The 24,557-nt window shown below is 42.0% G+C and carries 17 protein-coding genes; 3 read left to right on the top strand and 14 right to left on the bottom strand.

The window, feature by feature from the left end:
• Positions 1-66 precede the first annotated feature (66 nt).
• Together BM294_RS10225 and BM294_RS10220 are read right to left on the bottom strand one after the other, a co-directional pair.
• Complete coding sequence (locus BM294_RS10225; protein ID WP_091207792.1) at positions 67-1,734, bottom strand: formate--tetrahydrofolate ligase; 1,668 nt, start codon at positions 1,732-1,734, stop codon at positions 67-69.
• A gap of 64 nt (positions 1,735-1,798) precedes the next feature.
• Positions 1,799-4,951, bottom strand: a complete 3,153-nt coding sequence (locus BM294_RS10220) for a DNA translocase FtsK 4TM domain-containing protein (protein WP_091207789.1) — start codon at positions 4,949-4,951, stop codon at positions 1,799-1,801.
• A 378-nt stretch (positions 4,952-5,329) separates the two neighbouring features.
• Between BM294_RS10220 and BM294_RS10215 the strand changes: the two genes are divergently transcribed.
• Positions 5,330-6,646, top strand: coding sequence for a MarR family transcriptional regulator (locus BM294_RS10215; RefSeq protein ID WP_091207785.1), 1,317 nt, complete (start codon positions 5,330-5,332; stop codon positions 6,644-6,646).
• 171 nt (positions 6,647-6,817) lie between these two features.
• Here BM294_RS10215 and BM294_RS10210 read toward each other — a convergent pair whose 3' ends face one another.
• From BM294_RS10210 to BM294_RS10180, 7 genes are all read right to left on the bottom strand, one after another.
• Positions 6,818-8,515, bottom strand: a complete 1,698-nt coding sequence (locus BM294_RS10210; RefSeq protein WP_242944505.1) for a C40 family peptidase — start codon at positions 8,513-8,515, stop codon at positions 6,818-6,820.
• Positions 8,516-8,961: 446 nt separating this feature from the next.
• A complete protein-coding gene (locus BM294_RS10205) occupies positions 8,962-9,759 on the bottom strand; it encodes an ABC transporter ATP-binding protein (protein WP_091207782.1) in 798 nt (265 codons plus the stop codon).
• Entirely contained in the window at positions 9,759-10,742 is a 984-nt protein-coding gene (locus tag BM294_RS10200) for an ABC transporter permease (RefSeq protein ID WP_091207779.1), read from the bottom strand. Before BM294_RS10200 ends, BM294_RS10205 begins: the two co-directional genes overlap by 1 nt.
• 222 nt (positions 10,743-10,964) lie before the next feature.
• A complete protein-coding gene (locus tag BM294_RS10195; RefSeq protein ID WP_091207777.1) occupies positions 10,965-12,017 on the bottom strand; it encodes an ABC transporter substrate-binding protein in 1,053 nt (350 codons plus the stop codon).
• 342 nt (positions 12,018-12,359) lie between these two features.
• Positions 12,360-13,400 (bottom strand): TIGR03943 family putative permease subunit, encoded by a 1,041-nt coding sequence (locus BM294_RS10190; protein WP_091207774.1) that lies wholly within the window; start codon positions 13,398-13,400, stop codon positions 12,360-12,362.
• 96 nt (positions 13,401-13,496) lie between these two features.
• On the bottom strand, positions 13,497-14,840 hold the full coding sequence (locus tag BM294_RS10185; RefSeq protein ID WP_091207772.1) for a CobW family GTP-binding protein: 1,344 nt from the start codon (positions 14,838-14,840) through the stop codon (positions 13,497-13,499).
• Positions 14,841-15,125: 285 nt separating this feature from the next.
• Positions 15,126-15,878: an HAD family hydrolase gene (locus tag BM294_RS10180; protein WP_091207769.1), complete on the bottom strand. Its 753-nt coding sequence runs from the start codon at positions 15,876-15,878 to the stop codon at positions 15,126-15,128.
• Positions 15,879-16,438: 560 nt separating this feature from the next.
• Here BM294_RS10180 and BM294_RS10175 point away from each other — a divergent pair.
• A complete protein-coding gene (locus BM294_RS10175; protein WP_091207767.1) occupies positions 16,439-17,236 on the top strand; it encodes a ribonuclease H1 domain-containing protein in 798 nt (265 codons plus the stop codon).
• A 73-nt stretch (positions 17,237-17,309) separates the two neighbouring features.
• Here the strand turns inward: BM294_RS10175 and BM294_RS10170 are convergent, their stop codons facing one another.
• Positions 17,310-17,957 (bottom strand): lysoplasmalogenase, encoded by a 648-nt coding sequence (locus BM294_RS10170; protein WP_091207765.1) that lies wholly within the window; start codon positions 17,955-17,957, stop codon positions 17,310-17,312.
• Positions 17,958-18,242: 285 nt separating this feature from the next.
• On the opposite strand from BM294_RS10170, the gene BM294_RS10165 reads away from it, so the two are divergent.
• Positions 18,243-19,130 (top strand): hypothetical protein, encoded by an 888-nt coding sequence (locus BM294_RS10165; protein ID WP_091207763.1) that lies wholly within the window; start codon positions 18,243-18,245, stop codon positions 19,128-19,130.
• 162 nt (positions 19,131-19,292) lie between these two features.
• Here the strand turns inward: BM294_RS10165 and BM294_RS10160 are convergent, their stop codons facing one another.
• From BM294_RS10160 to BM294_RS10145, 4 genes are all read right to left on the bottom strand, one after another.
• Positions 19,293-19,622 (bottom strand): hypothetical protein, encoded by a 330-nt coding sequence (locus BM294_RS10160; RefSeq protein WP_139225874.1) that lies wholly within the window; start codon positions 19,620-19,622, stop codon positions 19,293-19,295.
• A 136-nt stretch (positions 19,623-19,758) separates the two neighbouring features.
• On the bottom strand, positions 19,759-20,163 hold the full coding sequence (locus BM294_RS10155; RefSeq protein ID WP_091207759.1) for an SMI1/KNR4 family protein: 405 nt from the start codon (positions 20,161-20,163) through the stop codon (positions 19,759-19,761).
• Positions 20,163-21,326, bottom strand: a complete 1,164-nt coding sequence (locus BM294_RS16305) for an HNH endonuclease (protein WP_242944504.1) — start codon at positions 21,324-21,326, stop codon at positions 20,163-20,165. The genes BM294_RS10155 and BM294_RS16305 overlap by 1 nt, the downstream gene beginning before the upstream one ends.
• A 4-nt stretch (positions 21,327-21,330) precedes the next feature.
• Positions 21,331-24,552 carry an ATP-binding protein gene (locus tag BM294_RS10145; RefSeq protein ID WP_175494630.1) on the bottom strand — a complete coding sequence of 1,074 codons (3,222 nt, stop codon included), beginning with the start codon at positions 24,550-24,552 and terminating at the stop codon, positions 21,331-21,333.
• Positions 24,553-24,557: the final 5 nt, after the last annotated feature.

The raw sequence follows: 24,557 nt of genomic DNA, 5'->3' as shown, positions 1-24,557 counted from the left end.
ATTCATACGTGAAATAAATGTATAGCCGGTGAATCATTGACCGGCTATATGTATACATTGTTTTAATCAGAATAATCCAACGATCTTGCCGTCTACAACATCAATGTCAAAGGCAGCTGGCTTCTTGGGAAGACCCGGCATGGTCATGATGTCACCTGTGAGACATACGATGAATCCCGCACCTGCTGAAACATATACGTCTCTTACGGTGATACGGAAACCGGAAGGTCTGCCAAGCTTCTTAGGATCATCACTTAAGCTGTACTGGGTCTTTGCCATACAAACAGGAACATTGCCGAAACCAAGTTCTGTGAGACGGTCGATCGACTTCTTTGCTTTTGAGTCGAAATCTACACCATCGGCGCCATAGATTTTTGTGGCAACTGCATTGATCTTGTCGTAGAGAGAATCTGAAAGATTCTGTACAGGTGTGAAATGTGACTCTTTTGTCTCAAGTGTTCTGATGACTGTATTGGCAAGCTCTACACCGCCCTTGCCGCCTTCTCCGTGAACCTTTGAGAGAGCAAAGTCTGCGCCCTTTTCACGACAGAAGTTCTCTACAAAACCGAGTTCGGCATCAGTGTCGGATGCAAACTGGTTGATGGCAACTACTACAGGAACACCGTAAGTCTGAAGGTTTTCAATATGCTTTTCGAGGTTGACGATACCCTTCTTTAAAGCATCAAGATTCTCTGATCCAAGCTCAGCCTTTGGAACACCGCCGTTATACTTGAGTGCTCTTACTGTTGCAACAAGTACTACAGCATCCGGCTTGAATCCGGCCATCTGGCACTTGATATCGAAGAACTTTTCAGCACCGAGGTCAGCACCGAAGCCTGCTTCCGTAACAGCAATATCGCCGAGCTTAAGAGCAAATCTTGTTGCCTGAACAGAGTTGCATCCATGAGCGATATTTGCGAAAGGTCCTCCGTGAACGATGGCCATGTTGTGCTCAAGAGTCTGAATGATATTGGGCTTGATGGCATCCTTCAGGAGAGCTGCCATGGAACCTGTGGCCTTTAGGTCATCGGCTGTGACAGGCTTTCCGTCTACGTCGTAGGCAACGATGATACGTGCAAGACGTTTCTTAAGGTCATCCATGTCATCTGCAAGGCAGAGAACAGCCATGATCTCGGATGCGACTGTGATGACGAAGTGATCCTCTCTGACAACACCGTCTGTTTTCTTGCCCATACCGATAACGATGTTACGAAGCTGACGATCATTCATATCCTCACATCTCTTCCAGTTTATGTTCTTGAGATCGATGCGAAGTTCATTGCCCTGCTGAATATGATTGTCGAGAAGTGCCGCAAGGAGATTGTTGGCACTTGTTATGGCATGAAAATCTCCTGTGAAGTGAAGGTTGAGGTCTTCCATTGGAACTACCTGGGCATATCCGCCGCCTGCAGCACCACCCTTTATGCCGAAGCAAGGTCCGAGAGACGGCTCTCTCAATGCTACAACAGTTTTTTTGCCGACATAATTGAGAGCGTCAGAAAGGCCGATGGAGGTTGTGGTTTTTCCTTCTCCGGCAGGTGTAGGATTGATGGCTGTTACAAGGACAAGTTTACCGTTTGGACGGTTCTTGATCTTTGTCCAAAGCTCATCGCTCAGTTTTGCCTTATACTTTCCGTACTGCTCAAGGTCATCGTTATCGATGCCGTATCTTGCAGCTACGTCAGTGATTCGTTCCATAGTGGCCTGCTGTGCAATTTCAATATCAGACTTCATTTTTTACCTCTTTCTCCTCAGTAGTAAAAGTAGACAACAAAACATATATTCAAAGGATTAAATCCTATGAAAACAAGGAATTAAACTCATCAAGACTCATAAGGATCTTACGAGGCTTGGTGCCCTCTTCAGGGCCTACAACATTGGCATCGGCAAGCTGATCCATGATTCTGGCAGCTCTGTTGAAACCGATGCGGAACTTACGCTGAAGCATACCGATGGATGCCTTATCGGTTTCTATGATAAGCTGACCGGCATCACGGAAAAGATCATCTATATCACTCTGGCCGGCGCCCGGCATGGAAGAGCCGCCGCCTGACTGTACCTGAGCCTGGATATCTTCACTATACTGTATGTCACCCATTGTTTTCTTGATGAAATCAGTAACAGCACTTACTTCCTGATCTGATACAAATGCACCCTGCACACGTATCGGCTTAGGAATTCCCTGAGGGAAGAACAACATATCACCCTTACCAAGAAGTTTTTCGGCACCATTCATGTCTATGATGGTACGTGAATCGGTACCTGAAGATACAGCAAATGCTATACGGCTTGGTACATTGGCCTTGATAAGTCCGGTGATGACATTAACGGTAGGACGCTGGGTTGCGATAACAAGATGCATACCTGCTGCACGGGCAAGCTGTGCGATACGACATATTGCATCCTCGACCTCCTGGCTTGAAACCATCATAAGGTCAGCCAGCTCGTCGATGATGATGACGATCTGAGGGAGCTTTTCAGGTTTCTGGTCTTCCGGAATTTCAGGATCATTGATGATTCTTTCGATTTTTTCGTTATAGCCCTTCAGGTCTCTTGAACCTGTTTCGGCAAATTTCTTATATCTGTCTGTCATCTCTGCTACTGCCCAGTTAAGTGCAGCGGCAGCTTTCTTCGGATCCACTACAACAGGGATGAGAAGGTGAGGTATTCCGTTATAGACGCTGAGCTCAACAACCTTTGGATCAACCATGATCATACGAAGCTCTTCCGGCTTGTACTTGAAGAGCATGGACATGATAAGTGTGTTTATGCAAACAGACTTACCTGAACCTGTTGATCCTGCGATAAGAAGATGTGGCATCTTTGCGATATCTGTAACGATGATTTTTCCGGAAATGTCTTTGCCCACGCCAAAGGCAATTTTTGATTTAGCATCTCCGAATTCAGTACTCCTGAGCACATCGCCAAGATGTACTACAGAGCTGTGCTTGTTGGGAACTTCTATTCCGACTGCGGACTTTCCCGGTATTGGTGCTTCAATACGTATATCCGTAGCCGCAAGTCTCATCTTGATATCGTCTGTAAGAGAAACGATCTTTGAAACTTTAACACCAATGTCCGGTTGGATCTCATATCGTGTAACGGAAGGTCCGACAGAAATGTCTGTGATTTTTACCTCAATGTCGAAACTCTTCAGTGTTTCCTGAAGAATTACGGCATTCTGGCGAATCTCATCTCTGAAATCCACATCCTGATTACCTCCTGATGAAAGCAGGCTTAGAGGAGGAATGACATAAGGCTTCTGAGGCTTTTTCTCTTTTATCTCCTGTTCAACCTTTCTGTTGTCTGCTTCTGTTGGAGTGTTTTCACGCTTTTCACGATCAAGCTGAGTTTCGATTTTCTTTGTTACAGGTTCAACATCGGCCTCAATGACCTGACCGTTTGAGGCCACAATGCGACGTGTACCCTGTTCCATATCGCCTCTGCCTATAACTGCTGTTCCGTTTGAACGAAGTGTTACTTCGGAATCCTCTGCGAATGAGTCTTCTGTATAAGAAGAAACATCACTACTCTCCTCTTCCATCGGAGTGATAGGAGGAAGCTCATTGATGATAATGTCCTCGTCAGAGAATCCGTTTTCGGAATAGTCTTCTGCACCGGGCATATCTTCATAGGATGAAGAGCCGCCGTCAGTTAATGGAGTTTCATATGACGATGTATTCGATTCATCTTCGCTGTTGTAATCATCGAATGAATCTGATGATTCTGCCACAGTATCTTCTTCAGCCTGAATCATAGAATCATCGTAATCAACCTCAGCATAGGAGTCCTCCGAAATACCGGAATAATTTTCAGACTGTGCTGATGGTGTGCTGACAGTCATACGGTCAAATGCAGCATTCAATGCGGCTTCTACGGCATCATATCCGTTATCCGTGGAAGTTGTGTCAACTTCTGGCAGCGCAGATGAAGTCGATGTCTCTTCTACGCTGTATGAAGCATTTGCAGAAGTTTTGGCAGAAGAATCTGAATTAGTCGCAACCACCTGTGGTCTTGGCAATGTTGTCGGATCTACAAGAGTTACAGGAGTATGTCTTACATTCAAAGGAAGTTCAACTGTGTTTTCTGCGTATTCATCCGGTCCGAGAATACGTCCCGGATCGGTTTTGGGCTCTGATGCCGGTGCCGGATCCGGTAAAAACGGTCCTTCAGCCGCAAGATATGCGGTATCAGCCGCTGTATCTGTGATGGCTTCAGGCACAACCGGCTCTTTCAAAGCGAAGTCAACCTGCTTTTCTGCCTGTTCACGTTGTGCTGCTTCTCTTGCGAGTCTTCTTTCTTCTCTATGAATACGTGCGGATGTAGTGACATTGTTCCAATCTTCTCTTGCACGATCTCTGGCGCGAAGTGCGGCAACACTTGAACTCTCGGCAAGCATCCTTGCGAGAGGCTTGCCTGTGATGTAAATGAGACATATAAAGCATGCCGCGAGAAGGATGAGCATAGACCCCACCTTGCCTGTGATAGTGTAGAGCACCATGGCAAGGGCACCGCCGATGACGCCTCCTCCGGAGCCGAGTTCGGCACCTTCTTTATAGAAGTCACCAAGTCCCATGTTGTTGACACCGCCGCCCAGAGTGAGCTGAAGTATAGCTGAAATAAAAATCAGCATGAACAAAGCCGTGGTCATGCGAAATGTTGCGTATGGATTATCCAGATTGGATAAAATGAATACAACTACAAAGCTTAATACTATAGGGAAAAGGAATCCTACAATACCGAAAAGACCCAGCTGGATGCTTTTTAAAATCATGCCTATGGGTCCGCAAAGTCCTAAATTTGATAAAAATAAAAATGCTGAAATTGCAAATGTGATAATGATAGCAACTTCATCTCCCATCATGGGTGCATCGTAAGTGCTTTTTTTAGAGCGGCTTCTTGCTGCCTGTCCCTTTTTTGTTTTATTTTTACTGCCTTTTGGTCTAGCCATTTGTTCCACCTTAAAAAATTGCAAAATATAACCACTACATTATAGACCATCTGCCTCATAAAATCCATATCCTATAAACTTACGTTCTATTTTGATGAAAAATGTCATCGTGTATACAAGGAACCACCGTTGATTTAGGAAAATTGAACATGTTTTGTTTGACTTTAAAAATAGCGGGTGCTACCCTACGTTTAAAGACATAAATGTCTTATGTCCTAAAATTAAAGCTTTGTAAAATGAAGATATGATCAGAGCTTCTTTGTGTCTGTTTTTCCTGTGATGACACGGGGGTCTGAGTATTCTTTACATATCAGGCAGGGTTTGGGAGGACATATCAAATGTATTATGATTCGTCTTTAATGACGGAATGGAGTTTTTATGACAAATGTAGCTATTGTCAGTCCGGATCATTCACTGGAACCGGTGGATAAGGTTATCGCCGAGCATGATTTCGGAGTACAGTTTCATAAGTATATATATAAGAAGATGACTGATATCGATGAGATATATCAGGATTGCAAAGGAAAGTGCGATGTCATCTTCTTTTCGGGGGAACTTGGATATCATTATATCAAGAACAAGTTTCCTGACATCAGAATTCCGTGTACATTTACCGCATACGAGCCTATAGATGTACTTTCTATACTTTTACAGTTTAAGATAGAGCATCCTGCCACACCTTTAAATCGTGTGTTCTGTGATTTTCTGACCTCGACAAATAATTACATGGGGATAAGACATTATATAAAAAAGGAAGACTGTCCGTATTTCTTTGAGGACACTCATTATGATTACAGGCATATCACTGCTACAGCCAAAAAGCTTTGGGATGAGGGAAAAATCGACTATATACTCTCCCGTTCAATTAATAACCTGAAGCGTCTGGATGAACTTCATATTCCGTATGTCGCTGTATTCCCGTCTGAGGACATGATAGTAAAGTCTATCCGTTCGGCCATGAACGAGTTGAGGCTTAATCAGATTGAGCAAAAGGATGAGCTTACTATTCTTATCAGACTCCCTTTCGGTGAGGACATCGAGCAGGAGGAACAGGAATATCGTGAGGCCACGGTTTATAAAATGCTGGCGGATTATCGTAAGGATAATCATGTTCATTTTTCTATCACACAGGGTTTCAATCAGTTTGAGATTCATGCCCGTATGGAGACAGGAACATTTGAAATCGACAGAATAAGGCCCATTCTTCTCAAGATGAAGAAAGAGCTTGGATTTGCTTTCCGTATCGGCGCAGGTGTCAGCTCTTCCAAGGAGCGTTCACGTTATTTTGCGGAGCATGCTCTGATGGAGGCCAACAGATACGGAAGAAATGATGCATTTTTTGTTGGCGAGGAAGGAAAGGTAACGGGTCCGTTAAGCTCAGATACGCAGCTTATGTATAACTATTCCAATGAGAAGGCTCTTAACTTCTCTCGTGAGAATGGAATCAATGAGACAAATATCCTTAAGCTTATAAGTATGTTCGAGCAGAATGACAAGCAGATCATCAGTTCTCATGAGTTGTCTACCATCCTTGGTATCACGCCGAGATCTGCCAGCCGTATTCTTGCCAAGCTTCTTGATCTCAATATCATCAGGCTTACGGAGAATGATGTACAGGATAAGTCGGTAAGACAGGGAAGACCGACACACTATTATAACTTCAATCTGATTGAATTCAGAAATGCGTTGATGTAATTATAATTCAGCAGCACATTGCACACGAATGTGTGCGTTGGCGCTAAGCAGTGAGTGACAATATTTATGACATTAACGTCATTAAAAATAAGAGGCAGCCGTGAGGCTGCCTCTTTGCTTACCAAAAAACGAATAATAAGTTTTGCTATCCCGGGTTATGATGATTTATCATCAATCACCGATTACATTTCGTATAGCGACAGGTGTTCTGTAGTTCCAGCGGTAGATTCTGATACCGGATCTTGAAGATGCGGCATTAACAATCTGACCGTTTCCGATGTACATACCTACATGGTTGATGGTTCCGCTTCTGTTTGCGTAGAATACCAGGTCTCCGGGCTTCATGGTATCGCTTGTAACCTTGACGCCGGCCTGTGCCTGATCACGGGATACACGAGGTACGGAAATGCCGAAGTTCTTGAGAACTGACTGTACGAAACCCGAGCAGTCGGCACCGTGTGTAAGGGATGTTCCGCCCCAAACATAAGGATTACCTACGAACTGACATGCGAAGTTGACAATCTTGTTTCGGAAGGCAGCAGCTGCATTGGCAGCTTCAACTGCAGGATAATATTCGATGGCTTCCTGAAGAGCGTAAGTTACAGATACATTGTTATCTCTTGTGGAAACAAAGGATCCCTGATCTGAATTGCTGTCATCACCGTCACCGAGGTCAAGCTCTACCCAACCGTCCATCTGATTTACAACGTCATAGCGCTGACCGCTTGTTACCTGTGTCCAGGCCTCTGAATCGGTTGAAGCCTGAGATCTTACGTTCAGAGACTGTGTATTGATGATGGCCATGACGTGAGCATTCTGTACTGCCAGATCCTGAGCTGCCTGACCTGTTGCAAGGAGGTCCGCACGAACGTATCCGTCAACTGAACCTGACTTGATATGGTACCAGCCGTTTTCTTCACCGAGGATGTTACATCCGCCATATCCCGGGAACTTACCGATGATGTTTGCAATGCCGTCCTCCTTTGGTGAAGAACGCACATTGATGTAGTCTGATGCAAGAGAAACACCGAGGTTGTCATACATGTTGAGAACCTTCTGCTTAAGGTTAAGAGACTTTGCTTCGTCGAGGCCGTAGCCCAGTGAAACATTCTCATCTGATGCTGACATATAAGCGATATCGATGTTGTCGATGTTGCTTGAGGCAATCATGATCCAGTCCTTGTTGACACGGCTGATGATTTCGTATTTTTCGCCCTTTGCGGCTGAACCTACAGTATTGCCGTCTGCAATCTCCGGTGTGGAACGGATACGGAGCTTGTCAGCCAGAACTGTGGCTCTCGGCTTAATGAGACTTCCTGCAAGGGTCACGGCCTCATCTCCTGTTGCGATATAGCTTGATGCAACGTAACCCTCCATGCCTCCGGATCTGACATGCATCCAGCCCTCTGCATTTTCGGGAGCTGCCTCGATGATGTCTACTGCTGAACCGTTTGCAAGCATACCCATGATAGTAGTCAGGTCATTCTGATCCGGTGCGCTTCTGAAGTTGATGTAGCTGTCGCACTTTACGATTCCAAGATTTGAGTACTGTGCGATGGACTGGTTTATGGCCTCCATCTGGATGGATTTGGTGAATTCCTGAACTTCCTCGAGGGTGGTTTTCTCAGTCTTCGCTGAACTGTCTCCCGATGAGCCGGAATGCTGAGCTCCCGATGCTTCAAGTGAGGCATCGGCTGCAAGTGACTCGGCGGTGATTTCTTCACTGTATGTTGACTTTTGTCCCTTTACTGCCAGTGCTATAACGATGGCAATGACTAAAACAGTAAGAACTCCGGCCGAAGCCAAAACGATGTATCGATCCCTGTCCTTTTGGGGATCTATATGAAAATTGAAATTCAGTTTTGACATGAATGATACTCCTTAATATGCAGGACTTAAACCTGTTGTGTTGTCGATAAATGTAAGGATTATTGTAGCAGCACATTGCACATAAATGCGTGCGGTGTCGCTAATCAGTTAGCCGTAAATACTTCTGATACTCACGTCATTGTATAAGTGCAGCTTTTAGGACACTAATATCCTTATATCTCACATCGACAGATACAGTCCTATTTATTAACAAATGCATCATCGTATATTACCATGAAATTTTAAGATTGTATAGGATATAGGATTTCAAGTCTTTTTCAGGGACATGAACAAGATATAAAAAAACGGATGCCACCTGTGAAATACAGGATAGCATCCTTGCGTTTAGCCCGGTCATAATATTCATTTTAATGATTGTCAGAAGCAATGGTACAGAAATTCCGCTGCTACCATATACCGGATCATACCGGAAACCCGGTAAGTCATCACTTCGAAAGAAGCATTCGGTCGTTTGCAAATGTTCCGCCCGTGACTTCCTCAAACTTATGAAGAAGATCCTCTACGGTAAGTTTTTTCTTTGCTTCACCGGAGATGTCGAAAGCCACATTACCATCATTCATCATTATGAGACGGTTTCCGTGATGAATTGCATCACGCATGTTGTGAGTTACCATAAGAGTTGTGAGATGGTTCTCTTCTACTATCTTGTCTGTAGCAGCAAGAACCTTTGAAGCTGTTTTCGGGTCAAGGGCGGCTGTGTGCTCATCGAGAAGAAGAACCTTGGGCTTCTTCATGGTTGCCATGATGAGTGTAAGAGCCTGACGTTGTCCACCGGAGAGAAGTCCTACCTTTTCTGTCAGTCTGTCTTCGAGACCAAGATCCAAGGTTTTAAGGTATTCACGATACTCATCTCTTTCTTTTTTTGTGACGCCCCAGCGTAATGTTCTTCTCTGACCTCTTCTTGCGGCAAGCGCCATGTTTTCATCGATCTGCATGTCACCTGCAGTACCTGTTCTTGGATCCTGGAATACTCTTCCGAAGAAAGGAGCTCTCTGATATTCTGAAAGCCCTGAAACATCGGTACCGTCAACAAGTATCACACCTGAATCCAGTGGCCATACTCCGGCAACAGCATTCATCATAGTTGATTTTCCGGCTCCGTTTCCACCGATGACCGTACAGAAATCTCCGTCGTTCAGGGTGATGTTTACACCGCAAAGAGCCTTCTTTTCGTTGATGGTTCCAGGATTAAAGGTTTTGTAAATGTTTCTGATCTCCAGCATTATGCGTCCTCCTTATCAACCTGAGCAGAGGCTGCTTCAAGCTTTGCATTTCTTCTTGTCAGTCCCGAAAATGAATTGGTTCTCTTCTCCTTGAGATATGGAACAGCAAGGAAGGCAGCAACAACGATAGCTGTAAGAAGCTTCATGTCGTCTGCAGGGAATTTAAGCCAAAGAACGAATACATAAACCATATAGTAGGTGATGGCTCCGACTATAGTGAAACTGAGTCTCATGATGAAGTTGAGACGTTTGCCTACAAGTGCTTCAGCCAGAACTTCACCGATGATGACTGCTGCAAGTCCGATAACGATTGAACCCTGACCCATCTTTACATCTGCAAATCCCTGATATTCAGAGAGGATTCCACCTGAAAGAGCCACGAGACCATTGCCCAGCATGAGAGCGATGATTTTCATCTTGTTGGTATCTATACCCTGTGCTCTTGACATGTTGGGGTTGATACCTGTGGCACGGATGGAACTTCCGAGCTCTGTGCCAAGGAACCAGTAAATGATGGCGACAATGATCACATCAACCACAAGAGTGAGTGTCAATGTCTGCCCGAGGTAACGAACATTTGAGGTAAAGAATACCCGGACTGAGTTTACGGGTACAGCCTGATTGGCTTTACCCATGAGATTCAGATTGATGGAATATAGTGAAATCTGTGTAAGTATTCCCGCAAGGATATCAGGTATTCCGAGTTTTGTGTGAAGTATGCCGGTGATACATCCGGATAAGAGTCCTGCTCCGAAGGATACAAAAAGAACCACATGAGGACTCACCCCCTTAAGCATAAGCATAACTGCTACAGCGCCTCCCAGAGAGAAGGAACCGTCAACGGTCATATCCGCAAAGTTAAGTACCCTGAATGTAATGTAGACACCAAGTGCCATGATACCCCATATAAGTCCCTGAGCCACTCCGCCTGGGGCTGCATTCCATAGAGCTACCGGGTTTAATGAAGAAAAATAAGCTGCCATTGTCTGAATCTCCGTTAATATTTTTATGTGAGCGGCAAAGAAACCGCCGTCACTTTTTGACCTGACGTATCAACAAGTGTGTATAAAATCCGTTGTCTTACCGATACATCACGCGTTGAACGGGACTTGTCTGAAAAAAACAACTCAGCACAGTATCAAAGAACTCAATACCGTACTGAGTATTGTTTTGTTGGATAAGTCCGTATCACAAATGAACGCGAATTATTCTACTGCCTTGTAGTCATCAGGAATTGTGATACCGATGGCATCAGCGTAAGCCTTGTTGTACTCCTTGGTAGTAGCCTCTGCATAAGCGATAGGCATTGTCTTTACATCTGCACCGTTTGAAAGGATTTCGATAGCCTGCTTACCTGTTGCACGGCCAAGATCCTCATAGCTGATAGAAAGAGTTGCGAGAGCACCTGACTTCATCATGTTCTCTTCACCACAGATGATAGGAATACCCGCAGGCTGAACGATGTTGTTTACTACAGTCATATTGGAAGCTGCTGTATTATCTGTAGGGATATACATTGCATCGCAATCTGATATAGCTGACTGAACAACAGACTGGAGATCGTTTGAATCCGAGAATGTAAACTCGGCATAAGCTACGCCGTCTTCCTCAAGATACTTTTCAATCTGAGTTGCCTGATACTGTGAGTTTGCTTCTGCTGAACAGTAAAGGATGGAAACCTTCTTTACGTCAGGAACGAGCTCAAGGATCATGTCTTCCTGCTGATCAAGCGGAGCAAGATCCGATGTTCCGGAAACATTGATGCCTGTTCCCTTGGAAGCATCAAAGCTGTCCATCGCAAGTGCTGTGCCGTAATCTGTTACGGAAGTTCCAAGGATTGGGATATCCTCTGTTGCGTTCATGGCTGCCTGAAGTGCAGGAGTAGCATTTGCAAGGATAAGGTCATATTCGTTTGAAACGAAACCGTTTACGATAGTGGTACATGTTGCTGAATCACCCTGTGCGTTCTGCTCGTCGATGACGATATTGTCACCATACTCTTCCTTCAGTACATCGATGAAACCCTTTGTGGCTGCATCGAGAGCATTGTGCTGAACGAGCTGGCAGATACCAACCTTGAACTTCTTGTCAGAAGAAGCTGTATCCTTGGCTGCCTCTGTAGCGGCTGCTGTTGCTCCGTCTGATGAAGCTGCTTTGGTCTCGGTGGTTGCAGGTGCTGATCCGCCGCAAGCTGAAAGTGAAGCGGCAGCAAGAACAGCTGCCATTGAAACTGCTGTTAATTTGTTCATTTTCTTCATATCACTATCTCCTCTCCTTTGTAAACCAATCTCAAATTTTGATTTTGTGCTTTACACTTTAACACTTTAAATCGATTTATTGTTTATAGTATAGGACAAGGATAATGGGATATCAAGATGGAATTATGATATTTTTTCACTTTATTACTTTGGGTTATGTGAGAAATAAAAAGAGTCCGGCACAGCAGCTTCGTGAGATAGGATATATCTACAGAAGTACTGTGTCGGACTTACATTTGTGTCGGTGACGATGGTTCCGATGTGTCAGATTGTGCAGAGGCCAATATATAGCCTCAGGTCTATGATTAAGCGCGTATATTATCTGTGAAATGATTTATATCATCAGAATGTTACAGCATCATCGATTGCACCTGTTCTTACAATCTTCTTTATATCAAGAACAGGACCCTCTCCGCCATACTCTTCTCTTTCTTCCATGCCTACTACAGCTGTGATCTTAGCCCAGTCTCTTGTGTTGTATGGAGCAAGAACTGCAGGATCAGCCTTGGCAACATATCCGAGGAATGTCATATCCTGCGCACAGCAGGTCATTGCCATACGTCCCGGAACGATTTCGTTTTTAGGGCTTCCGTTTCTCTTGAGAACCATGGCGGTAAAAGTGATCTCCTTACCGATGTAACGATCCGGATTGTCCATACAGTCAACGAACCATGTACCGTAATCCTCAGGATTGATGGCAAAAGAAGGCTGGTTGATGTCGTATGGAAGATCCTCCGGAAGAGTATCCTGAGGTATCTCACCATCCTTGCCCTCAAGAACAAGCATGGCATTCTGACCCATGGCTCTTAACTTTCTTCTGTAGTCTACAAGCTTCTCATTAGGTATGTTATCGCAACGGTTGACGATGCAAAGTTCAGCCTGACGAAGCATCTGACCAATGAAGCTCTTCATGTTGTTCAAGTAAAGGTCAAGTGTCGCGCCGTTGATGATGGTGATCACCTGATAGATGACCCATGACTCTGGAAGTGAAAGAACGTATTCAGGATCGCGACCCTGCTGCTCCGCAAGAGCTACCTCTGACATAGGACCGTTGAAAAGATCATCCTGATTCCACATTCCGTTCCACTCAATGATGATACGCTCAGGGTTATACTGCTCCTGAAGCTTTTTGAGATTCTCTTCATTGAAATCAGTTTCATTTTCCATGACAACTTTAACTGTATGGTACTTCTCAAGTGTCGCGTCATCATATTCAGACTCACCCTCTTCACAAAGAAGGAGAAGTGTTGTGCCTTCAGCCTGGAAGTACTCCTGTGCCATGGTGTACTTTATAAAATCAGTTTTTCCTGCCTCAAGAAATCCGTTAATGAGGAATACAGGAATCTGATCATCTCTTAATTCATAATTATCACTTGTTGCCATAAAAACTCCATTTCAAAAAAATATTACATCGGTTACGGATGATAATTGTTTATAAATGCAATAAATCGACGGTGATGGAAATCACCGTCGTATTTTTTACATTCCTGCAAATGCTTCGCGAAGTGCACTCTCATTAAGGTCAGCTCCGATAACAACAACCTTACCTGTGTAATCAGGTGAGCCTGATCTGATCTCAGTCTGTTCAGGAACGAGATCAAAGTACATCCACTCTCCGGTCTCCTTTGTAGGAAGCATTCCCTTACATCTTACGACCTTACCGAACTTCTCGGAATGAGCCATTTCTTCAAGAATCTGTGAGAGCTTGTCCTTCTCAAATGCATAAGGAGTCTCTACACCCCAGGTCTTAAATACTTCATCGGCATCGTGATCGTGTCCGCAGCAGCATCCATCGTGATGATGCTCATGATCGTGCTCATGGTGATGATGATCGTGCTCATCCTCATCATGATGATGACTGCAACACTCATCGTCGTGGTCATGGTGGTGATGGTGCTCATGCTCATCCTCGTCATGATGGTGGCAACAGCATTCCTCACCGTCCTCATGGTGGTGATGGTGCTCATGCTCATCCTCGTCATGATGGTGGCAACAGCATTCCTCACCGTCCTCATGGTGGTGATGATGCTCATGCTCATCCTCGTCATGGTGGTGATGCTCATGCTCATGCTCGTGATCGTGATGATGGTGATGGTGTGAATGACTGTGGTGAATCTGAACACCGTTTGGAAGAGTCTCTACTTCATCATGCTCATCCTCATGCTCGTGACCCTCGTGCTCATGAACACGCTCCATAACATCCTCAAGCATCTCCTCTGCAAGATCATACTTCTTTGAGATAATGTTAACGAGCTGCTCGCCTGTAAGCTCTGCCTCAGGTGTTGTGATAACTGTAGCACGCTCATTGATTCCCTTTATGATAGAAACAGCTTCACCGATCTTTGCATCGTCAGCTATATCAGTTCTGGAAAGAACAACAGTACCTGCATACTCGATCTGGTTGTTGAAGAACTCACCGAAGTTCTTGGAATACATCTTTGCCTTCTTGGCATCTACAACTGTAACTGCAGCGTGAAGCTCTACTTCAAGGTTTTCTGAAACAGACTTGACTGCACCGATGATATCAGAAAGCTTACCTACACCTGAAGGCTCGATGATGATACGGTCAGGCTTATAAGTATTGACAACCTCAGTGAGTGACTGCTCGAAGTTGCCTACAAGTGAGCAGCAGATACATCCCTGGTTCATCTCACGGATCTGGATTCCTGAATCCTTGAGGAAACCACTGTCGATTCCGATCTCGCCAAACTCGTTCTCGATGAGAACCACTTTTTCTGTCTTTAATGCTTCATCCAGAAGTCTCTGGATAAATGTTGTTTTGCCGGCTCCAAGGAAACCGGAAACGATATCTATACTTGTCATAATTACTCCTTCCAGTAATGAGCTGATTAGACTGACATCTGTATGCCAGAGATAAACGACCCAAAATATGCGTTTATAGATGAGAATAATCTATATTAATGATGGCATCTAAAAACTCTAAAAGAAAAATCCATCAACGTTTCAGGCTGAATGAATGTGTATACAAAATTAGCACTCTTGATTCAGCATTGCTAATTATAGGTTCATGAAAAATCATTGTCAACAGACGAAACTGCCATAAAACGGCTTAAATAATGAAAATTTTGTAAAATCAGTTTTGCACAATCAAACACTTTCAAGATATTCGATAGCCTTCACTATATCTTCTGCGCTCTTTATGAGAACATCAGCACCGGCTTCTTCAAGCTCCTGCTGGTTGCGGAAACCATAGATACAGCCGATGGACTTTATACCGGCTCTCTTTGCTGTCTCCATATCTGTGTTTGTATCACCGACGTAAACACACTCTTCTTTGCTGCAGCCTATATGGCTTAATGTATCATCCACAACACCTGTGTCAGGCTTCAAAGGATGTGTTCCGTCATCACCTGAAATGTAATCAAAATAACCTTCTCCAAAAGCGTGATTGAGAACTAATATTGCCTCTTCCAAAGGTTTGTTTGTAATACAGGCAACTTTCCATCCCTTAGCCTTGAGAGCATCAAGAGATTCTCTCATTCCGGGGTAAGGCTCTGCCTTAAATGTACAGTTGTCACGGAAGATTTCCATGTATGCCTCATGTGCATCGTCGATCTGCTCCATAACCTCGTCAGCCTTCTGATCAAGGTCAAATGCCTTGTCCTCGTCTTTCTCTTCCCACTTTTCAGCCTCTCTGTATAGACGATTGGCGGTTGCTTCAACGGAACGTTCAACAAACTTGTAGCTGCCCACTCCGACGTATTTTTTTGTCTGCTCCATGGAAATAGGATCAAATCCGAAACGTTCCATGGCCTTATTCATTGTATCCTGAAGACTGTAAAGAGTGTTAACAAGTGTACCATCGAGATCTAAAAGAATTGCATTGAATTTCTGAGACATAGTGAAGGTCCTTTCTTCGATTGTTTGTCAGAAAACATTAACCGGATTAGTGATATATGGTTCATGTATATGACCGTATATATGGATAATGCTATATTTAAGGAAATAAATGTTTATATAAAGTCTGCTGCATTATAACACTAAATATCCGGCATCTAAAGAGAAATTGAAATCTTCATAAAACATTAACTTATGATTATGTGGAATTATTTTAGACTATTGGGTAGAATTAGGTGCTATTCAGTGTTGAAATAATACAGAAAATGCAGGGCGCGTGCCGGCTCACTCGGTTGATTTCACATCCTGTTTGCCAGGTTCGTACCGGTCGCACCAGCATGCGTCCGGATACGTACGTGCCGGCACAGGAAGTGCTCTCAACTCGCAAGCCCTGGCACCCATCCCTTGCATTTTCTTCCAATTCTGCTCAGTTTAAATGATGAACTGAATAGAACTGGGATTTTACTATATTCGGGTGGGACATATAGTATCAAATCAACGTGCAAGCACGTGATTTGGTATTTTGACCCTTACATCGTATTCTAATTTATGAAAGGTGACATATGGCATTTTATTACGCAGTTCAAAGAGGAAAAAAACCGGGAGTCTACAGTAACTGGAATGACTGTAAAGCACAGGTTACGGGATTTTCCGGAGCAGTATATAAGAAGTTCAGCACACGTGCTGAGGCAGAGGCATTTGCAGGAGCAAGCGGTGGATATGGACAAAGTACCGGGGGGACAAGCCAAAGAGTCGATTCGGTCAGCAGTAACAGATATGGTAGATCAGCCGGAGGGATAGTTACAGGTAGGGCCGCATCCTCGACAAACAGACACAATGCTTCCGGAGTACATTCAGCATCAGTTCCGCAGGGACCTCAGTTCCACTCGGTGGCTGATATCAAACCGGAGGACATAATTGCAGAATTTGCCGGTGTCGAAACTGAAGCTCTAGCCTATGTTGACGGAAGTTATAACATTAGATCAAAGAAATTCGGGTATGGCGGGATTCTCATGAGAAGAGACGGAACATTTGAGACAGTTCAGGGATCAGGTACAGATGCATCTCTTGCGTCCATGAGAAATGTTGCCGGGGAGATACATGGTTCCATGGCGGCTATCAGTGCTGCATCAAAACAGGGAATCAAAAGTATCACGGTTTTCTATGATTATATGGGAATCGAAATGTGGGCTGACAACAAATGGAAAGCCAATAAAGAAGGTACCATTGAGTATAAGGCTTTTATTTCAGAAATGAGAAACAGTATGGAAATCCGTTTCCAAAAGGTGGCTGCCCATACAGGTGTCAGATTTAACGAACTTGTAGATAAGCTTGCCAAAGGATCTGTCGGAATACTTTGAGGTTCAGTAAATATTGACAGTGGAAAACACCGTTACATATCGGAATAAAAACCGATAATGTAGCGGCGTTTTTTTATATGCTCAATGCTATCAGTGTCTGCCCCGTGTAATAACACAGTAGAACACCCACGGTATAAATCCTCTTCTCTTCTATAAATCTTTCAATGATCAGAATCACATCAGAAATCATAAACAGGACAGCTCCTGTTCCGAAGAAAAATGTTTTGGTTCCGGGTATGGTGATGAGATTCATCAGTCCGTTTGAAGCCATAAAGACTACCATGAACACATAGACCATGCCCGGTATCTTAAGCTTATATTCCAGGTCGATTTTTTTAAATAAAAGGGCCATCAGTAAATAGTTTATGATAATGGTAATGACGAATGCCATGACAACATGATGAGACATGGCCACTGCTGCCATAAGATAGAAAATATGACCAATGAAAAACATAATCCCGCCGAATGCGAAAAAAACTTTTTCGTATCTTTTTGAAATAAGGCATATAGCAAGCAATACATCTCCCACAGCTCCGAAACATAATCCGAAAAATATCGGACCAGGGACTATCATGTCAAAGGAAAGCTTTTGATATCCCAACAATACAAACATCAGTGAAGACAATGTCTTGAAAATCAAAGTTTTAATATTTTGTTTTTTTAACTCGGCTATGATCAGTATGATGACAAATACAAATTCAAGAAAAATTATCGTAAACATATATGTACTCCCGGGATGCTGATGTAGTCAGCTATGTTTCGGCTTTATAGTCTAAATTCAGACTATATGATTTTCTGTTAAACTCTGATATCATTTATTGGAAATCGAATTCGAATATCGAACATAAAAAATCTTATAAATCATCATTTCTTTTAATCAAAATCCAATCTTTTACAGCTGTCGTATCAGCTGGATTTCCACTTATTGTCTCTAATAATAAATAATGGTAATATGAAAGTGATTGAAGGTAAATCACTTATAATTACCATAGAAAGCAAAATAATTATGAGTGAATACGAAAAGACCCAATGGCATCCGCCATTTTGTGCTGCCATAAAGTTGGAGCTTAAAGCCAACAAAAAAGATTTAAGCTTTGATTCTGAACGCACGCTTAACACAAAGCCCATACAGATGGATCTGTTGGTCATAAAAAAGCAAAAAGACGTTAAAATCAAGAATGAAATAGGCAGGATCTTCCTGCAGCACAATATTTTTGAATACAAGTCACCGGAAGATGAACTTGGGATAGATGAATATTTTAAAACATTGGCCTATGCATGCTTGTATAAAGCCAATGCTGAGAACGAAGATGCTATCCGATCATCGGAAATAACCATCTCTCTTATCCGGGAGGGAATGACCAGAACATTGATCAACTGGTTTAAGAACAACAGTTGTATCGTGACCGAAGAATATCCGGGGATATTTTACATATCCGGAGAAAAAGTTCTTTTTCCGACTCAGCTGATCATATCATCAAGATTGAAAATTGATGAACATCAATGGTTAAAAGCCCTGACCCGGAAGATGGATGAAACGACTGCTAAAAGTCTGGTTTCGTCTGCCAGAGTCCTGACTGAAAAAGATGATAGAGATAATGCTGATTCAGTGTTACATCTTGCAATGATAGAAAACGAGGCGATTTTTAACAAATTGAAGGAGGTACCGGAAATGAATGAAGCTCTAATAAAACTCATGAAGCCCGAACTTGATGCTGCAAAAGCCAGTGCAAGACAAGAAGGCATTGCCGAAGGAAAAGCGGAAGGCGCTACGGAATTAGCTACAGTAGTAAAGCTGTTAAAATCCGGTTCCATGGTTCAGACACTTCTTGATAAAGGATATAATCCTGATATCGTTAAATCCGCCAATGAGCTGCTGACTGAAATATCGTAATAGAGTGTGAGCTGTTGCATAGATGAACGAATCATCTGATACAACAGCTCTTTCTTTATTGGATTGCTGAACAGCTTTTTGCTGATGGACACAAGTGTTGTACTCTGTTATGACCTAGTCTCTAATGATTTACCTTGTTTCATACTTATTGAAATTTGTATTTTATCTGTTAGATATTCCGGTAATATATGAAACAAAGCAGGCAAAATCACCTATACGTTTCCTGTTATCACCAAGTTGTAAACGCCAAGAGGCATCGCCAACATCATGCTCGACTATTCTGGCAAGAGTATTGAGGGAAGTGATTACTACGTTATGTGCCTGGGTACGGCCATCGTCAGCTGCCATTCTTTCTTCTGAGCTCATGGTCTCCCACTGATTTCTAATAAAGGTATATCTGGCCGTGCGATTGATAAAATCATTCCAAAATTTATCCTTATCTTCCAACGTACATAAAGTGATGCTTTCTGCTAATTTGGAATAAATCTGCATACACTCTTCAATTGTGATTATAAAGCCGGCTTCATGTTTTAAATATGATTCATAAGTGTTCATAGTATATTTCAAACCATTTTTTTCTGCATACTAACGTGTTGAATCTGCAACAGGTTTTCATTTATGTTTAAGTTTATTCAAATAATGAGATAAATCTATCTAATGTTTCTGATATACAATAATAAGTATCTTCACCAGCACTCCAATAATAAACCTTACCAGTTTCATTATTCACGCAGTAATAATTATCTCCCGAATCAATTCCAATTGGTATAATTTTACCCTTCGTCTTCTTCAAAAAATAATCCATTGGCTTAAGGATATAATAGTTTTTATCAGATTCATCTAATGACATGAATACTCTTACTTCATATTCTTCCCCATCAGATATAATTATATCTTTTGTTGGATACCCCCCTGAGTTCTTTCCCAGAAAATCTTTGATATCCGATCTGATGGTAATAGAATATGTTTTCTCTGCATCTTCAAATATCTTCTTATTGATATTCAACTTACGTTTTTCAGAAATGCATTTCATTAGAAATGTTCCTCCTTCCTACTATTATCAACACTATCAGCACCCCATAGAGAATTTCCACCTGTGTGAGCTGCACCACCAATTGCTCGATCATGATCTTCTCTTTTTACAAGTTGCACCTTTCCTGGTTCTTCATTATGGTGCCAAACATAACCCGTGGGAGTTCTACCCTCTTCAATATCTTTTATCTGTTCAGGTGTAAACTTACTTCTTAACTCAGAATCGTTCGAAATGGCTTCCTTCAGCGCTGCATTACATTCCTTAGCATATGCTTTTGTTTTCAAATTATCCGGAGCAAGTTCTGTATCAAAAACGCTTTCAAATTTCGGGAAAACTCCTTCGATGGTAACGCCATTTATTACAATTCTTCGTCGTTCATATGGCACACCATTTTCAGAAGTCTTGCCCTCTAAGTCACACCTATCTGTTTTATAATGGATAACGCCATCTTTATCTATTGTACATTTTTTCAGTTTTTCGTCAGACCATCCTAATTTATCTTTGATAGCCTGCTTCTCGTCTTCTGTTAGTTCTCTGGTGCCATCTTCATTATATTCAGTGTTATCCACCTCATTAGTAGTATTATTATTGTTATTGGGTATATCCTTATTATTCTCAGGTTCTTTTTTATTTTCCGGTTCTTCGCCTGTTTCATCGTTTTTGCTGTTATCTCTATTGTCGCGGTTCAGATTATCATCTTTAGCATCATTTGAGACGTTTTCTTTTTCATCACTAACGATGTCATCTTGAACATCTTCACCTTTATTGGATTGACTATCTGCAGAATCCAAGTATCTGTTCAAACTATCCTTTAAGCCGTTTTTTTCTTCTTTAGGTGCATCGCCCTCCTTCTTTCCACTAATATCTTCTTGCATTCCAACCTCTCCAGAAGTTTCAGTAGGCTTTGAAGGAATATCATCTTTGCTAAGATAGTCTTTCAATTTATCTGAAAGTACACTCTTAATCTCTCCAACACCTTTTTGCACCTGACCTTTGACAATATCTGAACCCCAATTTCCGTCTTTGTCAGCAGTGACTTTTTCAATCGCCTTAACGGGTTTCTTTACGGAGGAAGCAACTTTCTCTGCCTTTTTTGCGACTTCAACAACTTTTTTTCCTGTTTCAACAGCTTTAGCAACCATTCCCGCTATTTCAATAGCCATCAACTCACCTCCAGTGTTCAGCGAAGTTAAACAAGCGTTCACATTGTGAAAGCTCAACCTGTTCAACCTGCTCAATCTTATAAAGGATAATGTTGATGATTCCCATTAAGTCAACTGTTTCTATCTGTTCTGTTACACCTATTGCTTCTATCCATTTCTGGAACTCAGCCTTAAGAGCTTCTACATCACTATCCTGTATGATTTCAATATTACCTTCTGTTTTGAGCATTACGCTCTTCACAAAATCGGTAGCATAGAAGTCATTTATAATTTCTATCCTATCCTGTTTATTAAAAGGAGCATTATTCTTTACGTGCATCAAAACCCTCTTCTTCGCGCTGGCAGGCACGCTAAGGATTTGAAGGCCCTCTACTTCGTATGTCCCAATGTCATCTATCTTATTATGTAATACAGCATTTACTATTGTTGCTTTAACCTTTTTCGCATCATACTCCCTCTTTTCAAAGGAGCTCTTCTTTTTCTCTTCGGAAGCTTTAGACTTATCAAATGCTTCTACCGCACATAACACTGGTGCGACCCAGTTGTTTTGATACACTACTGCCTTACCTCTTGGCAACCTTGTAATCTCAACCACTTGCTCATCTGACAAACCAACCGCCTTACCTACAAGCTCCCTATCCGAAAAATCAGGTAAGCTCATAATCATTTTTGTATTGGTATTTCTGATAACAGATTCATCAAGAAGCCCTGGTGCCTGATCTGCAATCACAAATCCCTCGCCATATGTTCTCATTTCCGCAATTGCGTTAGCTATCATCTCAACTGATTTACCCTGAACATTTGATGATTCCGAGGATTGCTCTGTACTTGTTTTCTTAAGCAAATTATGAGCTTCTTCGAGTACCGTAATATGCCGCAGTTCATCAACAGGTTCACTATTAGCCATATGGTATTCCTGCATACGCATTACTATCATTCCCATGATTAATGCCTTGGTTTCCGGAGAACCTACTTTACTGATATCTACTATTACATTAGTTGTAAACAATTCCCCATCATCTAATCCATCTGCTGTAAAAATCTGTCGATATATACCGTTTGTAAGAGACTTTACTCTTGTAATTAAAGATCCCGTATAATTGCTTTTTACTTCTTCTGAAAAATCCGAAGCATTTATCACACGTTTCAGCTGTATGAGAAGATCGTCAAAAGTCGGGAAAAGCTTATTGCTTACGTTGTTCACCGATAATGTCAAATCCCAACCTGCTTCCTCATATGCCGCTTCCAAGGCTTCTTTTAATACAGCCGGCATGGCAGCATACATTGGCCAACACACATTGAAAATACTATTAAGTCTATCGATATGCTCAGATACAAATATCCTATTTTCACCTTCTGCCGGAAAATAAAATGGATTTAAGCGCAGTAAGTTTCCGTGATTGCTATTTGTGGAATATATACTGGCAATGTTATCAAACTCTTTATAATACTCACCCTTTGCTGGTTCGACTACCAGAAATGGAATCTTATAATTATTATATAATTCATGTAGTATTTTATACACTGTTGTAGATTTACCAGAACCCGTAGATCCGGTAATAAATGAATGCTTTGGCAGTTCATCTACATCAATAGGTACATTCTTTCCATCAAACTCATGCATATGATAGATTTCACCAAGATTTATCTGGCGTTTCTTTGCATCCACTTCATCAATACGCTTATTTGAAAAGCGATCAATATCTTTGTACAGAACGTTTCTTTCAAACTCTGCGCATTCTACACATGACAATCCTTTCACGGATTTATAAGGGAATGCCATTAACATAGCTAATTCTATTGATGTTACCTGATTTGCAAGTATTAAAGGTTCAATTGCATATGCATTATCCGTATTCTTTTCATCAACCTTTTCAATATCAGAAGCATTTACTAAAAGAGGATGAGAAAAATTACAAATATACTCCAACACATTCTTAAACTCGTCCTTATCACTGGCCTTCGCCCATGTATTAATAACCGATGCTTCAACAAACGATTCTTTTCCTTGAATTAATCCCAAGAGAAAATTTGCAACACTCTCAGCCTGAACTGTGTTGTTCGCCAGAACGTATGTGGCATTCTTCCACATTCCAACGCCTTCACACTCATCTAGGCGATCAATCTGCTTCTCGATTCTCTTAAGCATATCAGCTATAGGATATGACTTTACCGTATGAGTTTCTCCCTTTAAGGCACCATTAGATACACAGTGATTTGTACCTTCGGTATCGGTATCACTTGTCATAGATCCTTCTGTTGTGGTTCTTGAATACTGAAAACCAATATTTGCTCCTACGGAAGAAGATTTTGCCTTCTTCCAATTCTTAACTATTCCCTTCAACCATCCTGCTGAAGTTGTAAGGTTTCCAGATACACCAGCATTTATGCCCCTCGTCTTTGCAATAGAACGATTAGTACCTGTTGTATGCGCAGTTGCCCATGAAGTGCCATCTGTTACCGCTTCTGTCAATGTTTCATTGCTCTGATATTCTGAATATGAATGTATTCCTGATGCGAGTGCTTCGTATCCATTCTTAATGCTTTTTATTTCTTTGTTTGAAACAGGCTCTGCCAAAAACACAAGTGTATACTCATCCTTTTTGTCTTTTGGCGAAATACCACTTAGCACCTTCTCTAAACCCTGACTAAGATGTTTTTCAGACTTATCACTTGAAATACTCGTAATTGCTGAGATTGCCGCCTTCTCTCGAAGTCCCCAAATATCTGTATTTTTCTTTTCTTCCTCACCATTCTTTTTTTCAATTACTTCTTTTTGAACGGAAGATACCTTTTCTACAATAGTACCTGGAAAGTTCCCCTTTATAGAAGCTATCAGTAAATCCAAACTACTATTTGTATTAGTCTTATTTCCACCTTGAGACGAATCCGATCTGATTACAAAATAGAAATCCGCACCATCGACTGTTCTATTAACGAGCATAGCAATAGCATCTTTTCTTTGTGAAAAAGAGCTATACACATTTGCAAATCTATCAATGATTTGTTCTTTCTTGTCATATACCCATCTATCAACATGGATACATTGAATATTGGCATCGGGAACTATTCTCTTGGTATCCTCTTTTTTATCGTTTTTATAGGTGTTATACCTATCAAACGGATAAACAAGGAATTCTTCCGAGACATTATAGAGATATTCCCTAAACACTGTTCTTCTGATTTTATCCAAATTACTTTGCAATTCTAAAGTCAAATCTTCCATATGCA

This window comes from Oribacterium sp. WCC10 (assembly GCF_900113415.1).
GTDB lineage: Bacteria > Bacillota > Clostridia > Lachnospirales > Lachnospiraceae > Oribacterium.
The sequence above is the reverse complement of the archived record's forward strand: the minus strand, read 5'-3'. Positions and strand labels throughout refer to the sequence as shown.